General features: G+C 71.3%; 10 protein-coding genes. 8 read left to right on the top strand and 2 right to left on the bottom strand.

Going from position 1 to position 15,043, the window contains the following annotated elements:
* Positions 1 to 12: 12 nt before the first annotated feature.
* Complete coding sequence (locus tag ACFYTT_RS11240; RefSeq protein ID WP_387259705.1) at positions 13 to 1,470, bottom strand: sugar transferase; 1,458 nt, start codon at positions 1,468 to 1,470, stop codon at positions 13 to 15.
* Positions 1,471 to 1,832: 362 nt separating this feature from the next.
* Between ACFYTT_RS11240 and ACFYTT_RS11235 the strand changes: the two genes are divergently transcribed.
* From ACFYTT_RS11235 to ACFYTT_RS11210, 6 genes are all read left to right on the top strand, one after another.
* Positions 1,833 to 3,377 (top strand): sugar transferase, encoded by a 1,545-nt coding sequence (locus ACFYTT_RS11235; protein ID WP_387258755.1) that lies wholly within the window; start codon positions 1,833 to 1,835, stop codon positions 3,375 to 3,377.
* A gap of 146 nt (positions 3,378 to 3,523) precedes the next feature.
* Positions 3,524 to 4,477, top strand: a complete 954-nt coding sequence (locus tag ACFYTT_RS11230) for a glycosyltransferase (RefSeq protein WP_387258753.1) — start codon at positions 3,524 to 3,526, stop codon at positions 4,475 to 4,477.
* Positions 4,477 to 5,541, top strand: a complete 1,065-nt coding sequence (locus tag ACFYTT_RS11225; RefSeq protein ID WP_176092863.1) for a glycosyltransferase — start codon at positions 4,477 to 4,479, stop codon at positions 5,539 to 5,541. Before ACFYTT_RS11230 ends, ACFYTT_RS11225 begins: the two co-directional genes overlap by 1 nt.
* The gene (locus ACFYTT_RS11220) at positions 5,538 to 6,884 is read left to right on the top strand and encodes a lipopolysaccharide biosynthesis protein (protein WP_387258751.1); all 1,347 of its coding nucleotides are present in this window, start codon (positions 5,538 to 5,540) and stop codon (positions 6,882 to 6,884) included. Before ACFYTT_RS11225 ends, ACFYTT_RS11220 begins: the two co-directional genes overlap by 4 nt.
* A 1-nt stretch (position 6,885) precedes the next feature.
* Complete coding sequence (locus tag ACFYTT_RS11215) at positions 6,886 to 8,232, top strand: O-antigen ligase (protein WP_176092861.1); 1,347 nt, start codon at positions 6,886 to 6,888, stop codon at positions 8,230 to 8,232.
* A gap of 69 nt (positions 8,233 to 8,301) precedes the next feature.
* Entirely contained in the window at positions 8,302 to 10,416 is a 2,115-nt protein-coding gene (locus tag ACFYTT_RS11210) for an acyltransferase family protein (protein WP_387258748.1), read from the top strand.
* A gap of 9 nt (positions 10,417 to 10,425) precedes the next feature.
* Here ACFYTT_RS11210 and ACFYTT_RS11205 read toward each other — a convergent pair whose 3' ends face one another.
* Entirely contained in the window at positions 10,426 to 12,339 is a 1,914-nt protein-coding gene (locus tag ACFYTT_RS11205) for a trypsin-like peptidase domain-containing protein (protein WP_387258746.1), read from the bottom strand.
* A gap of 164 nt (positions 12,340 to 12,503) precedes the next feature.
* Here ACFYTT_RS11205 and ACFYTT_RS11200 point away from each other — a divergent pair, with 164 nt between their 5' ends.
* Positions 12,504 to 13,352, top strand: a complete 849-nt coding sequence (locus tag ACFYTT_RS11200; RefSeq protein WP_131052681.1) for a MurR/RpiR family transcriptional regulator — start codon at positions 12,504 to 12,506, stop codon at positions 13,350 to 13,352.
* A 14-nt stretch (positions 13,353 to 13,366) separates the two neighbouring features.
* Positions 13,367 to 15,040 carry a urocanate hydratase gene (gene hutU / locus ACFYTT_RS11195; protein WP_131052680.1) on the top strand — a complete coding sequence of 558 codons (1,674 nt, stop codon included), beginning with the start codon at positions 13,367 to 13,369 and terminating at the stop codon, positions 15,038 to 15,040.
* The last annotated feature ends 3 nt before the right edge of the window (positions 15,041 to 15,043 follow it).

The raw sequence follows: 15,043 nt of genomic DNA, 5'->3' as shown, positions 1-15,043 counted from the left end.
CACTGCCCGATCTCAGTAGGCGCCGCGCCGGGCCAGCACCACCCGCACCGTGCGCCAGAGGATGCCGAGGTCGTAGACGAGCGACCAGTTGTCGACGTAGTGCAGGTCCAGCCGGACGGCGTCCTCCCAGGTCAGGTCGGATCGGCCGGAGATCTGCCAGAGGCCGGTGATGCCCGGACGGACCAGCAGTCGACGCCGGACGTCGCCGCGATAGTCGTCGTCCTCGGTCGGCAACGGGCGCGGGCCGACCAGGGACATCTGCCCCGCCAACACGTTGATCAACTGGGGTAGTTCGTCGAGCGACAGGGCACGCAGATGCCGACCGATCGGCGTGACCCGCGGATCGTTCTTCATCTTGAAGAGCAGGCCGTCGCTCTCGTTGTGCGCCCGCAGGGCCTCCAACCGCTGCTCGGCGTCGGTGTACATGGTGCGGAACTTCCACACCTTGAACGCCTTGCCCTGGTGACCGATCCGGCTCTGCCGAAACATCACCGGACCGGGATCGGTCACCTTGATCGCCACCGCGATCCCGAGCAGCAGCGGACTCAGCACGATCAGCCCGGCGAGCGCCGAGAGCCGGTCCATCACACTCTTGGCCAGCAGGGACAGGCCGGAGATCGTCGGTTCCTCGACGTTCAACAGCGGCAGGCCCTCGATCGGGCGGACGTGGATCCGTGGCCCGGTGATGTCGGTCACCTGCGGCACCACGACCAGGTCGAGGCCGGTGCCCTCCAACTGCCAGGCCAGCTTGCGCAACTCGTACGACTCGAGGCTGGCCGGACCGCAGACCGCGATGGTGTCGGCCCCCAACTGCTGGACCAGCGGCACCAGATCCCAGCCGACATAGACCGGCACCGGCGCCTCCACCCGCTCACCCGCCCGAGGGAACCGGGGCAGGTGGATGGCGACCGGACGCAGACCGGCACCCGCGTTGCGGGTCACCACCTCGTGCACCGCCAGGGCGTCCGAGAGGCGCCCCACCAGCAGCACCTTCTGCGAGGCCCGCTGGCTGCTGCGACGGATGCGGCGGAGCACCACCCGGGCCACGAACCGGACGAAGACGGTGTACACCAGCAGGCCGATGATGATCGCGGCGACGGTGGCCCGGGACAGGTCCTTCTTGAAGCCCAGGGCCAGGAAGGAGACGGCGGCGGCCATCGCCACGTTGGCCCGGACCACCCGCTTGAGTTCCTCGGTGCCCCGTCCGAGCGCCCGCCGGTCGTACGCGCCGGCACCGGCGAGGATGGTCAACCACATCAACGGCACGATCAGGTTGGCCACCAACTCGAAGGTGCTGACACCGAGCAGCCGCTCGTCCCAGAAGCCGGCGTCCGCCTCCTCGAACACCATGACGACCGTCTGGCTGGCGGCCCATGCGGCGAGGAAGTCGAGCGCGATCAGCCAGGCCATGTACCGCCGTCGCCACTTCGCCCGGGGCGCGACCGGACGACCGAAGACCGACCGGGGCATGCCGTTGGACGGAGGTGTGATCACCCCGAGATCGGGGTCGAAGCGCGGGGCCGGTACCGGTCCCACCGTCTTGAGGAACTGGGTGTGCGCGGACACGACTTTCCTTTCACCAGCCTCGTCAATCGTGACGATAACGAACGCCACGAGTGCCCAACCGTACGGTGCACGGTGGACGAAGGTTCACGGTGTCTCGACAGGGGCCGCTGTCGGCAGGCCACCCCGTGACCCCGGTGGTAGGCGGAAAGTAGCTCATCTATTGACCCACCGGGTCTGGCGGCTGTCACCAGGGCCGCCGTATCCTGCGTTCGCTCCGGTGGCTCCGACGCCAACGGCGTTCACTCCGCGGGGGAGAGGAACTGGACATGTCGAGGCAACCTGTCGTGGGCTGTCCGGCCACGAGCGTGCCCGACGACGCGGGAATGTCGATCCTGGACCAGCAGCCTCCGGAGCCGGAGCACGAGAGCCACGACCCGCAGGTGACCGAAGCCGCCGAGGCCCCACCCGCATCGGCGGCAACGGAAACCGGCCCGCGGCCCGGTCTCGACGTGACCACCGTGCTGCCGTACGCCGGTTCCCGCGCTTCGGCCCGTACCCGTGGTCTGCGTGCCTGGATGTTGACCGCCCCGGTCGACGTCGCCGCACTGCTGTCGCCGCTCGCCGTCGCCCCGCAGTACTGGCGTGGCACCCTCGTCATGACCGCCCTGACGGTGGCCGTCTTCGCCGCCGGAGGGCTCTACCGCGCCCGCCGCCACGTGAGCATCCTCGACGAGTTGCCGAGCCTCTGCGGCCGGCTGCTGGCCTCCTCGGCGATCGTCGTGATCCTCGCGGCGCTGCGCCACGACTCCCCGCAGTACCTCGTCGGCTTCATTCGCGGCATGGCCATCGCCGCCGTCCTGGTGCTGGCCGGTCGGCTGCTCACCCGAGAGATCGCCACCCTGGCCCGCCGTCGCCGCTGGGTCGAGCACAACGCCATCATCATCGGCAGTGGACCCACCGCCGTGGAACTGGCCCGGTTGCTGCGTCGCTACCCCCGCTACGGGCTGCGGTTCGTCGGGCACGTCGACAGCCCGTCACCGGCGACCTCGTCCACGGTGCCCGTCATCGGCACGCTCGACCAGCTCGGGCATCTGGTACGGCTGACCGAGTGCGACGTTTTGATCATCGCTGATCCGGACTGTCCCGAGCTGGTGCTGATGGAGATCCTCCGGCAGCCCCCGGTCGCCACCTGCGACCTGTGGGCGGCCCCCCGGCTCTGGGGCTCCCGGTCCCACGGCGACCACATCGGCGCCATCCCGATCGTCAAGGTGAGCGACACCATCCTGTCCGGGCCGCACTGGGCACTCAAGCGCGCCTCCGACGCGCTCTTCGCCGGCTCGGCCCTGCTGTTGCTCAGCCCGCTCCTGCTGCTCTGTGCCTCGCTCGTCTTCGTCGACGGAGGGCGTGGCGTCTTCTTCCGGCAGGAGCGCATCGGTCGACACGGTCAGCCTTTCGACATCATCAAGTTCCGCACCATGCGGCCACTCGACGAGCAGGAGTCACAGACCAACTGGTCGATCGCCCACGACCGGCGGGTCTCCCCGATCGGACGTTTCCTCCGGCGTACGTCCCTGGACGAACTGCCTCAGCTCTGGAACATCCTCAAGGGCGACATGAGTGTGGTCGGGCCGCGCCCCGAGCGCCCGTACTTCGTGGAGAAGTTCTCCGCCGAATATCCCAGCTATGCCATGCGTCACCGGGTGCCGGTGGGACTCACCGGCCTCGCCCAGGTCAGCGGCCTGCGAGGTGACACGCCGATCTCCGATCGCGCCCGCTTCGACAACTACTACATCGAGAACTGGTCACTGTGGCTGGACACCAAGGTGCTCCTGCGGACGGTGGCAGAGGTGTTCCGCGGTGGTGGTCGCTGACCGATCTGCCATAGTCCGTGCCGTCGTCCGGACCGGACCGGCGACCTGATCGCCCGCTCGCGACCGGCGACGCCCTCACCGACGTGCCCCTGAACCCACCGGCGACGCCCTCACCGCGTGCAGCCGAACCGCTTGGAGAAATCCCGATGCCGGACGTTTCGGTAGTCATCCCGACGACGGGCAGGCCCAGCCTCGCCGAGGCGGTCGCCACCGCCCGCGCGCAGCGCGGTGTCTCGGTGCACGTGGTCGTCGTATGCGATCTCGCCGAGGTACCGACCAGCGTGTCCGAGTTGCGCGGCCAGATCGACGAGATCGTCTGCACCGGCGGCGGACGACGCGGCTCACACGCCCGCAATCTCGGCGTACGGCATGCAGCGCCAGGTAGCCATGTGGCGTTCCTCGACGACGACGACGCGTGGTTGCCCGGCAAGCTCGCCGCCCAACTGCCCGTCCTGGAACGGCTGGCCGGCGAGGGCTGGTTGCCGGTGGTGTCGTCGCGGACGCTGCAGCGCAAGGCGGGCGCCGATCCGCTTCCCTCCGCCGTGCCGGGCACGCTGATCGCCGACGGCCAGCGACCGGAGGACTACCTGTTCCGTCGACGGCAGCTCGGGGTCGCACGCCAGTCGCTGCCCACCTCGACGCTGCTGACCACCATCACGGTGGCCACGAAATGCCCGTGGGACGAGTCGCTGCCCCGCCACCAGGACTGGGACTGGCTCGTCCGGGCGGCCCGACTGCCGGGTGCGAGGATCGTGCAGATCGAGGAGGCGACCGCTGTCTACACCGTGGGCAGCCCCGGCTCGATCTCGGCGGGCGCCGACTGGCGTACCTCATGGGCCTGGGCCCAACGCTGGGAGGGCGTCTGGGCACCAGCGACCTTCGCCGACTTCGTCACCGCACAGACCCTGCGGTACGCGCTCCAGGCCCGTGACCGCGAGGGCGTACGCGAGATGGTGCGGGCGATCCGACGCAACTCCGTTCCGTCGGCGAGCAACGCCGTTCTCGCGGCACTCGGCCTCGTGCCGCGCTCCGCGCTCGAACGGGTGGCGATGCGCAAGTCCCGGACCACCGGCGGCGTCCCCACGGGTGGGCAGCAGTGATGCGTCTGCACTTCGTGCTCCCCCAACTGGAACCGCTGTACGGCATGGAACTCGCCGCCGCGCTGCTGATGCGAGGACTTCACGACCAGGGCGTCGAGGTGTCGGCGACCGTGGTGTCGGGGCCCGTCCCGGCCTCCCTGGGCGACCTGGCGATCGACACGCTCGGTCTCGGCACCCGGATCACCCGCCTGATGGAGGCGGTCCCACCGTTACGACGCCGGTTGCCACGTCTCCCGGCGAACACGCAGATCGTGGCGAGCGGACTCTGGGGCAGTGTCCCGGTCGGTGCCGCCTTGACCGGCACCGGTCGCGAGTACGTCGCCTGGGAACACTCGCTGCTGCCGGAGCGGCTGCGCATCGACGGCCGGGTCCGGATGCTCGCCCGGGCAGCCCGGGCCCGCGCGCTGCGGCCCCGACTCGTCGTCGCCGTCTCCGACGGTGTCGCGCGGACCGTCCGGCGACTCGCTCCCGAGCAGCGGGTGGTGACGATCCTCAACCCGATGCCGGCCAAGCCGTTCGTCGCGCCACGCGAGGTGCCGGACCGGGCGCGGATCCGCCTGCTCACCACGGCCGCCTTCCGGCCGTACAAGAACCACTCCTGCGCGCTCGAAGCGCTGGCCCTGCTGCCCACGAACTACCAGCTGACGCTCGCCGGGGACGGGGAGGAGCGTGAACTGCTGCACGACACGGCGCGCCGGCTCGGGTTGCAGGACCGTACGACCTTCCTCGGCCGGGTGCCGACGGTGGCCCGTCTCCTGACCGAGGCGGACATGCTGGTGCATCCGTCCCGTGCCGAGACGTTCGGCTTCAGCATCGTGGAGGCCGCCGAGGCGGGGTTGCCGGTCGCCGCGCTGCCGGTGCCCGCTCTGGACGAGATGATCCCGACCTTCGTCCCGGGCACGCTGGCGGCGGACACCTCGGCCGAGGCACTCGCCGCCGCGATCGTGCGGCTGGCCGGGGACGGCCGCCCCGGCGTCACGGACTTCGAGAGGGCGTGGCACGCCCGGTGCACCGAGTTGGACCCGGCGACGGTCGGGGGCCGGTGGGTGGAGGCGTTGACGTGACGGCGGTGCCCGGTGACGTCGCGGACGATGGTCGTCCACGACCCGGTCGACGCAGGCCGTTCCGCGCCGGTCGAGGCGACGGTTTCCTGCGCAAGTCCGGCACCTTCTTCACCGGTACCCTGCTGCGCACCCTCGCCCAGGGAGCTCTCTTCGTGCTGCTGGCGCGGGAGATGCCGATCAGCACGTACGGTCTCTTCGTCGGTGTCACCGCGCTGGTCGCGGTGGTCTCGCCCTTCGCGTCCGCCGGCGCGCCGAGCCTGATCATGCAGAACTACGCGGACGCGCCGGGCGAGTGGGCCCGCCACCTCGTGCGTGGGTTGTTCCTGTCCACCGTCTTCGGCTGCGCGGCAACCGTCCTGGTCGCCGCCGCGGGGCTGGCCATCTGGGGCGCCGACGTCGGAGTGGTGGACCTGCTCTGTCTGGCCTTCGCCGACCTGGTCGCGTGGCGGCTCATCGAGGCCGTGGCGGCGTCGATCCAGGTACGCGGTCGGATCCTGCTCGCCGCGCTGATCCCGGCCCTGCTGCACGTCTGTCGGCTGGCCGGCGCCGTGGTGCTGGCCGTCGCGGCGGGACCGATCACGTTGCACGGGTGGGCGGTGACGTCCGTGGTGCTGTCCGTCGTCGTGTGCCTGCCGGTGATCCTGGGCGGGCTGCGCGGCGGAGGCCGGCACGCGATCAGCGTCCGGGGCTCCCTCGGACAGGCTCGGACCGGGATGCTCTTCGCCGTCGGGCTGTCGGCCCAGTCGGTCTACAACGACGTCGACAAGGTCATGCTCTCGCGTCTGGGCACCCCCGAGAGCGCCGCCATCTACGCCGCGGCCTACCGGGTGGTCGACCTGGCGTACACACCGGCCCGGTCGATGAGCGCGATCGCCTATCCCCGGTTCTTCGAGGCGGGCCGCAACGGCCCTCGGGCGGCCCTGCGGATGGCCCGGGGCCTGTTGCCGCGATTCCTGGCCTTCAGCGTGCCGGTGAGCCTGCTGCTGGTCGCCTTCTCGTGGATGATGCCGCTGGTGTTCGGTGCCGACTTCGAGGCAGCCGTGCCGGCGCTCCAGGGCCTGAGCGCGCTGCTCGTGCTGAAGTCTCTGCACTACCTTGCCGCAGATGCCTTGTCCGGAGCCCGGATGCAGGGGCGACGGACGGTCTGCCAGATCGGCGTCGGTGTGCTGAACGTCCTGCTCAACCTGTGGCTCATTCCGGCGTACGGCTGGCAGGGTGCCGTCTACTCCAGTCTGGCCTGCGACGCGCTGCTCGCCGTACTGCTCTGGGGATGTCTCGCCGTCGCCGTCCGCCGCGACCCGGCGGGCACGCCCCCCGCGCCACGTTCCATGGAAAGGGTCTGAGGTGACCACACTCTTCGGTGTCCTGCTGAGCGCCACCGGTCTCGCGGTGGCCGGCTGGCTGGTGTACGCGCGTAAGGCGGTCGCCGCCAGCTTCGGCGGTGCGTCGACCGCCGTCGCGCTCATCGGATTCGCGGTGCTCGCGAACGCCGCGCCCGTACTGGCCGGGGACCACTCGTCGGCGCTCATCGGCGTCCTGGTGTTCGCCCTGGTCGTCTGGCTGCTCGTGGCACGCCGCGGACGGCTGGCCGGCCTGCCCGAGATCTGGCGACGGATCTGCCTGGGGTTGGCCGGGGCCGTGCTCGTCTGGTGCGTCGCCGTCGACGTCCTCACCGGGGACGGCGTGTACGGGTCACGACTGCCGGCGTATGCCGCCGCCGGTCTGCTGTTGGTGGCGGCCTGGTTGCTGGCGACGGGGGCCCCGGTGAGCCTGGGCGCGATGGCCTACACCGGGCTGGCCGTCCTGGCTCTGCTCACCATCCCGACGGCCGTCTACGGACAGGCATGGCGGGCCTGCACCGATGGGCAGTTGGAGAAGTGCTCACTGGCGGGCGGACTGTTCAAGAGTTTCTACGACTCCGAGAACTACATCGCTCTGATCACCTCGTTCACGCTGGTCGCCGCCGTCTGCGCGTTGCGCCGGGCCGAGCGGTGGGCGGTGGTGGCGTTCTGCCTGCTGGTCATCGTGGCGACCGGGTCCCGGACGAGCTACCTGGCACTGGCCGCCGTCGGCGTCTGGGTGCTCGGCGCGTGGGTGCTCCAGTGGTACCGGCCGTACCAGCGGATCCACTTCGCCCTCTGCGTGTCGCTGGTCGTCGGCGCCGCAGCCGTGGCCACCTATCTGACCTGGAGCGCCTCCAAGACCACCCTGAGCAACCGGGGGAACATCTGGATCCACGTGCGGGAGTACATCGCCGGTGCGGAGGCCACGGGTGTGGGCGTCTCCAAGTGGTACTACCTGCGGGACATCGGCGAGGCTCCACACCACTTCTTCCACTCGGGTTACGTGCTCGCCATCTTCTCCGGCGGCTTCGTCGCACTGACCCTGTGGGGCCTGTTGTTGGCCACGCTGCTGCGCGCGCCTGTCGTCGACGGGCGCGCGTTCTCCGCCAAGGCACCGGTGGCACTCTTCGTGATCTACTCGTTCACCGAGGTGGTCTGGAACCCGCTCTCGGTCGACGGACTCACCTGGATCTTCGTCCTGATGGTGTTGACGAAGTCCGCGCTAGGATCGACCGGCCCCGTCCCGGTCGACGCGACGGCCGACCGCCGGCAGGGAGCGCTGGCCCGGCTCCGCCGCGGGACCGGCCGGCCGTCCGTCGGTCGTACGCCCACCGAGGCGCGTGACTGACCGGGCTCCGGACCGGTCTCCGCCACAGTCGTCGCGGGCCGCAGGTCCGCTGGTGTGAGGAAGGACCCGATGTCGTCAGGCTCCCTCACGGCGCCGGTTCATCGGGCCGCCGCCCGGCGGCCGTCGACGCCCGGTTCGGGTTTCCGACGGGACATCCAGGGACTGCGCGCGTTCGCGGTCGTGGTGGTGATCCTCGAACACGTCTTCGGGTGGCCGGCCGGCGGGTTCGTCGGCGTCGACGTCTTCTTCGTCGTCTCCGGTTTCCTGATCACCGGCCTGTTGCTCGACGAACATGACCGCAGAGGACGGATCTCCTTCGCGGACTTCTACCGTCGACGGGTCCGCCGAATCCTGCCGCTGGCGATGCTCGTCCTGGTGAGCACGTACCTCGCGTCGTCGCTGCTGTTCTTCGGCGAGCGGGTCCGCGCGACGGCCTGGGACGCGCTCTGGGCCGGCCTCTTCGCGGCCAACTGGCGCTTCGCGTCCACCGGCACGGACTACTGGCAGATTGACGGACCGGTCTCGCCGTTGCGGCACTACTGGTCGCTCTCCGTCGAGGAGCAGTTCTATCTGGTCTGGCCGGTGCTGCTGGTGGCGGTGCTCGGCCTGGCCGCCCGACGGGGCAGGTACGGTAGCGGCTCCCGGTGGGCGGTCGGCGTGGTGCTGGCGGCCGTGGTCGTCGGCTCCATCGCGTTCGCCCTGTGGGAGGTCGGTCACCGCCCGACCGTCGCGTACTTCTCGACCTTCTCCCGTGCCTGGGAACTCGGGGTGGGTGCGCTGCTCGCGGTGGCGGCACCGCTGCTGGCCCGGATTCCGGCCCCGGCCCGCCCGGCATACCAGTGGCTCGGCCTGACCGGCCTGGTCGTCTCGGTGCTCGTCATCACCGCGCAGTCGCCCTTCCCCGTCCCGGGCGCCTTCCTGGCGGTGATCTCGACGGCCCTGGTCATCGCCGGTGGCGTCGGTGGCCAGCGGCATATGTTCCCGCTGACCAACCGGGCGGTCGGATACGTCGGTGACATCTCCTACTCGCTGTACCTGTGGCACTTCCCGCTGCTCGTCCTGATCGGGGCCGCCCTGCCGACCGGTGGACACGTCGTCGCGCTGCTCACGCTCGTCGGCACGGCGGTGTTCTCGGTGCTCTCCTACCACCTGGTGGAGAATCCGGTCCGTCGATCGTCCTGGTTGGAACGACGGCCTCCGGGCAAGCCCCGACAACCCAGCGGTGTGGCCCGGATCCGCCGCACCGCCGTCCTGGTGACGCTGGCCGCAGTGACGGTCACGGTGGGCACGGTAGCGGTCCGGACCTCGTCGTCGCCGCAGGTTGGACCGGAGGTGACGGTGGTCGCGTCGCAGCGGGAGCTGTCACAGCAGATCGGGGCGGCACTCGACGCCGCCGACTGGCCGGTGCTGACCCCTCCCCCAGGCGAACTGGACACTCTGGGATTCACACGGGGGGACGGCCAGGGTTGCCGGCCCTCGGTCCCGGAGGGCAACGACTGCACCGTCACGCCACGCCCCCGCAGGCTGGCGGTCGTCGTCGGAGACTCGATCGGCAGTGCCTGGCTGCCCCTGGTGCGGCGGGTGCTCGAACCGGACGGGTGGGAGGTGCGGGACCTGACCTACGCCGGCTGCCCCTTCCTCGCCTCGGACACGGTGTCACCGACCGCCAGCATCACCGAGACGTGCCCCGGTCACCGGCGGGCGGTACGTACCGTCGTCGAGAACAGCCGGCCCGATCTGGTGATCCTCAGCAACGCCTACCGGCAGCGGTTCGCCGACACCGGCGGGAACCCGTCGCTGGCCGAGTGGGAGCAGGCCGCCCGCACCGCCAAGGAGAGGTGGCTCGGTGCGGCGGGCCGGGTGGTGGCCCTGCAGCCGCCGCCGCTCGGCCCCGACCCGAAGACCTGCATCACCCGGCTCTCCGCGCCCCGCGACTGCATCTCGGCGCTCTCCGAGGAGTACCGGACGTACGCCGAGGCCGACCAGCGGGTCTGGGGTGGTAAGGGTTCCTGGTACATCCCCACCACGGACTGGTTCTGTCTTTCCGGCCGCTGCCCCATCTTCATCGGCGGGGTCATCGTGCGACGCGACGGCAACCACGTCACGCCCGACTACGCCCGCCGGTTGGCTCCGCTGTTCGACGACGCGCTGATTCCGATCCTCGGTCCGCCGTCGACCGACTAGCCCCGGGCGTCACCGTGCATTCGGTCGCCGTCGCAGCAGGACCACCACCACGATTCCACCCACCAGTGCGACTCCGGCCGCTACCAGCAGCGGTACCGCCCAGCCGGGCCGGGAGGACGGCACCTCCCCACCGGCGGCCACGGACGCCTCACGGTACGCCTGCGCCAACGCGTTCATCGGTGCCGCCTCCGCTGCCTCGGCAAACCGGGCGGCGGCCTCGGCCTCGTCGTCACCGAAGTACGCGTCCAGGGCGCTGCGGTAGATCCGGTCAGGCTCGCCGAGCGCGTGCGCGACACCGGCCGCGTCGAGAAGTCCGGTCATCCGGGAGACCGGGACCACGAGCCGGTTCAGCCGGTCGGGCTGCAACAGGTCGTTGTCGAGCATCCCCACCACCCGGCCCTCGCCGTCGACCACGATGCCACCTCGGGACGAGGAGCCGATGTCCTCGTTGATGCGGTAGGTCGACGACTCGACGTCCAGCTCGGTCACCTGCACCGGCTTGGTCAGCACCTGGTAGGCGGCGGAGCGGTAGTCGGTGTCGGTGGTGCCGTAGCCGAGCGCGTGCAACGCCGTCCCGGCGGTCACGGTGGCCGAGGTGTTCAGCTCCACGGCGGGCAGGTTCGCCTGGTCCAGCTTCACCAGCGCCAGATTGCCCTCGTCGAGGCTGAGCGCGCGGACCACGGTGCCGGGGATCGCCGCGCCGTCCTTGAGGTCACCCTTCGCCACGTTCAGCTGTCCGTACAGGGTGGCCGCCGGTGGCGTGCCCGCCTCGGGTCCGGTGAAGACGCTGCTTGCCAGCCGGGCCCGGACGAAACCGCTGACCTCGGCGGCCTTCAGCTCGCCGTCGGCCACGCGGGTGTCGGCCAACGAACCGAGCGCATGTTCGAGCAGGATGTCCGGGGCGGGCTGCACGCACTGCCCGTTGGTGAGCACGTGACCGTCGTTGTTGACCACGACCCCGGTGCACCGACGGCTGAAGGTGAACGGCTCCGGGTGCAGCAGTGCGTTGTCCTGCCGGTTGCGGATGAAGCCGGTGAGGACGGCCTCCAGGAAGACCATCGACGGCGCCGCGGTGGCGAGGGTGCGCTCCTCCGCGCTACGCGGCGTGGCCTCCGCCCACGGCTTGAGCCCCGGTGCGGGGGGAGTGGCGGTCGGGGCGGGAGCTGGCGTCGAGGGGTCGGACCCGCTCGCCGAGATGGCCCAGACGCCGGCGCCGCCACCGGCGACGGCAGCCAGGAGCAGCGCGGCGACCGCGACCCACAGACCGGTCTGCCGCTTGGGTGGTGCGGATGGCTGGATCCGGCGCGCCGGGGCGGTGAACGGATCGTGCTGCGGCGGATCGTCGAGGGACGGACCGAGGCCCGGGGAGATTGGCGCGCCCGGGACAGGATCGGCGTAAATCGGCTGCCTGGGCAGGCCGGAGACAGGTTGCGAAGCAGCCGAGACCGGTCGCGGCGGCCCGGAGACCGAGTGGGGCGCACCGGAGGTCGGAAGCGGCGGCCCGGAGGTCGGGTGCGGTGCACCGGACACCGCGCGCGGCGGACCGGAGGTGGGGTGGGGCGCACCGGACACCGGAGCGGGCGGACCCGACACCGGCGGCGGGGCCGGCGTGGGTACGGGCTGGTAGTCGACCCCGAGGGCCCGGAAGAGTTTCTCCGCGGCCGGTCCGGTCTCGGCGGGATAGGCCACCCAGGGCGCGGCGGCGGAGAAGTCGGCGTAGGTGAAGGGCAGTCCACCGGGCGCCTGCGCCAGGTGGTTGACGATCCCGGCGAACGCCTCACGCCAGCCCGGAGAAGCGGCCACTGCGGCGTCGAGCACCGCCACCGTCACGAAACGGCCCTGCCCGTCGATGGCTGCCCACGCTTTGCCGACCGGTGACCCGCCCAGCAGGTGGGTGTACCGGTAGGGGCCGTCCGGCTGCATGACAACTCCTCTAGTCGACCGCCGTGCGGATCCTATCGACCCGCCGCACCTCGCCCTCTCCGCCGGTCGTGGGCCTTTCCTCGCCGATTCGAACCCGCAGGTCACGACCGGGCAGGGGTCGGGAAGGGTTGCCTCGTGAAAGTTTTCATGCATAGAGTCGACGAATGAATGACGGAGCCACCGTCGCGTCGACCGAACGAATGGTCGGCCTCTTCGACGGGGTACGACTGACCCCGACGCAGCGGCGCATCGCGCACTGCCTGGTGCAGCACGCGCCCTCCGTCGGCTATCTCTCCGCCGCCGAGGTCGCCGAGCTGGCCGGGGTCAGCCAGCCGTCGGTCACCCGGTTCGCGGTGGCGCTCGGACACGACGGTTATCCGGCGCTGCGCCGCCGGTTGCGCGAGCTGACCGCCGCCGCGCCGGGTCCGGACACCGCCGGCAACGAGCTTCAACAGGCCGTACGCGCCGAGATGGGCAACCTGGACCGGCTGGCCGGGCAGCTCGCCGACCGGGACCGGATCGCCGAGACCGGGCGACTGCTGGCCGCCAGTCGACCTCTGCCCGTGCTCGGGCTGCGCGCCGCCGCGCCGCTGGCCGCGTACTTCGCGTACTTCGCCGCCAAGGTGCACCCGGACGTGCGGGTGCTCGACGACGGCGGCAGCCTGCTCACCGACCGGTTGGAACAGGCGGCCGAGGCCGGGGCCGGGGCGCTGCTGGCGTTCGTGCTGCCTCGTTATCCCCGGGAGACCCTGGACGCGCTCGGCGAGGCCCGGGCCGCCGGGCTGACCGTGGTCGCGATCACCGACTCCCCGGTCAGCCCGGCGACCGAGCACGCCGACGTGGTGCTCGCCGCCGCGGTCGGCGCGCAGCTCGTGTTCGACCTGCACACCGCTCCGATGACCCTGGCCATGGTGCTGCTCCAGGCGATCTGCGACGCCGCGCCGGCCGAGACCCAGCGGCGGCTGGAGGCGTTCGAGGCCTCGGCCACCCGTCGTCAGTTGTTCCTCGGTTAGGAGGCGTTCCGCACATGACGCAGTCCATCCCGGCCGCGCCGGGCACCGGACACATCCGGGCCGCGCGCGGCACCACGCGTACGGCGCGCAACTGGCCGCAGGAGGCCGCGCTGCGGATGCTGATGAACAACCTCGACCCGGAGGTCGCCGAGCGCCCCGACGACCTGGTCGTCTACGGCGGCACCGGGAAGGCCGCGCGGGACTGGCCGTCCTACCACGCCCTGGTGCGTACGCTGACCGACCTGCGCGACGACGAGACGATGCTGGTGCAGTCGGGTCGGCCCGTCGGGGTGCTGCGGACCCACGAGTGGGCGCCCCGGGTGCTGCTGGCCAACTCCAACCTGGTCGGTGACTGGGCGACCTGGCCGGAGTTCCGCCGCCTGGAACAGCTCGGTCTGACCATGTACGGCCAGATGACCGCCGGCTCGTGGATCTACATCGGCACCCAGGGCATCCTCCAGGGCACCTACGAGACCTTCGCGGCCGTCGCCGAGAAGCGGTTCGGCGGCACCCTCGCCGGCACGCTGACGCTCACCGGCGGGTGCGGTGGGATGGGTGGCGCCCAGCCGCTGGCGGTCACCATGAACGGCGGCGTCTGCCTGATCGTGGACGTCGACCGCACCCGGCTCGAACGGCGGGTGCACGACCGCTACCTGGACGAGATCGGCGACGACCTGGACGACGCGGTCGCGCGGGTCCTGGCGGCGAAGCGGGACCGGCGGGCGCTCAGCGTCGGCGTCGTCGGCAACGCCGCCACGGTCTTCCCCGAGCTGCTGCGCCGGGGTGTGCCGATCGACGTGGTCACCGACCAGACCAGCGCCCACGATCCGCTGTCGTACCTGCCGGAGGGGGTGGAGCCGGCTGACGCCCGGGACTACGCGACGGCCAAGCCCGCCGAGTTCACCGACCGGGCGCGGGCGTCGATGGCGAAGCACGTCGAGGCGATGGTGGGCTTCCTCGACGCCGGTGCGGAGGTCTTCGACTACGGCAACTCGATCCGGGGCGAGGCACAGCTCGGCGGGTACCCGCGCGCCTTCGACTTCCCCGGCTTCGTGCCGGCGTACATCCGGCCGTTGTTCTGCGAGGGCAAGGGGCCGTTCCGGTGGGCGGCGCTCTCCGGCGACCCGGCCGACATCGCGGCCACCGACCGGGCGATCCTGGAGCTGTTCCCGGAGAACGAGCCGCTGGCCCGCTGGATCCGGATGGCCGGTGAGCGGGTCGCATTCCAGGGCCTGCCGGCGCGGATCTGCTGGCTCGGCTACGGCGAGCGGGACGTCGCGGGTGTGCGGTTCAACGAGATGGTCGCCGCCGGTGAGCTGAGCGCCCCGGTGGTGATCGGGCGGGACCATCTGGACTGCGGCAGCGTGGCGAGTCCGTACCGGGAGACCGAGGCGATGGCCGACGGCTCCGACGCGATCGCCGACTGGCCGCTGCTGAACGCGCTGGTGAACACCGCCAGCGGGGCGTCCTGGGTGTCGATCCACCACGGGGGTGGGGTGGGCATCGGCCGGTCGCTGCACGCCGGGCAGGTGTGCGTGGCCGACGGCACCGCGCTGGCCGGGCAGAAGATCGAGCGGGTGCTCACCAACGATCCGGCGATGGGGGTGATCCGGCACGTCGACGCCGGCTACGACGCGGCCCGCGAGGTCGCCGCCCGCACCGGCGTCCGCGTGCCGATGTCCGAGTGAGGA

It is taken from the genome of Micromonospora sp. NPDC003816 (assembly GCF_042874705.1).
In the GTDB taxonomy this organism is placed as follows: domain Bacteria; phylum Actinomycetota; class Actinomycetes; order Mycobacteriales; family Micromonosporaceae; genus Micromonospora.
The sequence above is the reverse complement of the archived record's forward strand: the minus strand, read 5'-3'. Positions and strand labels throughout refer to the sequence as shown.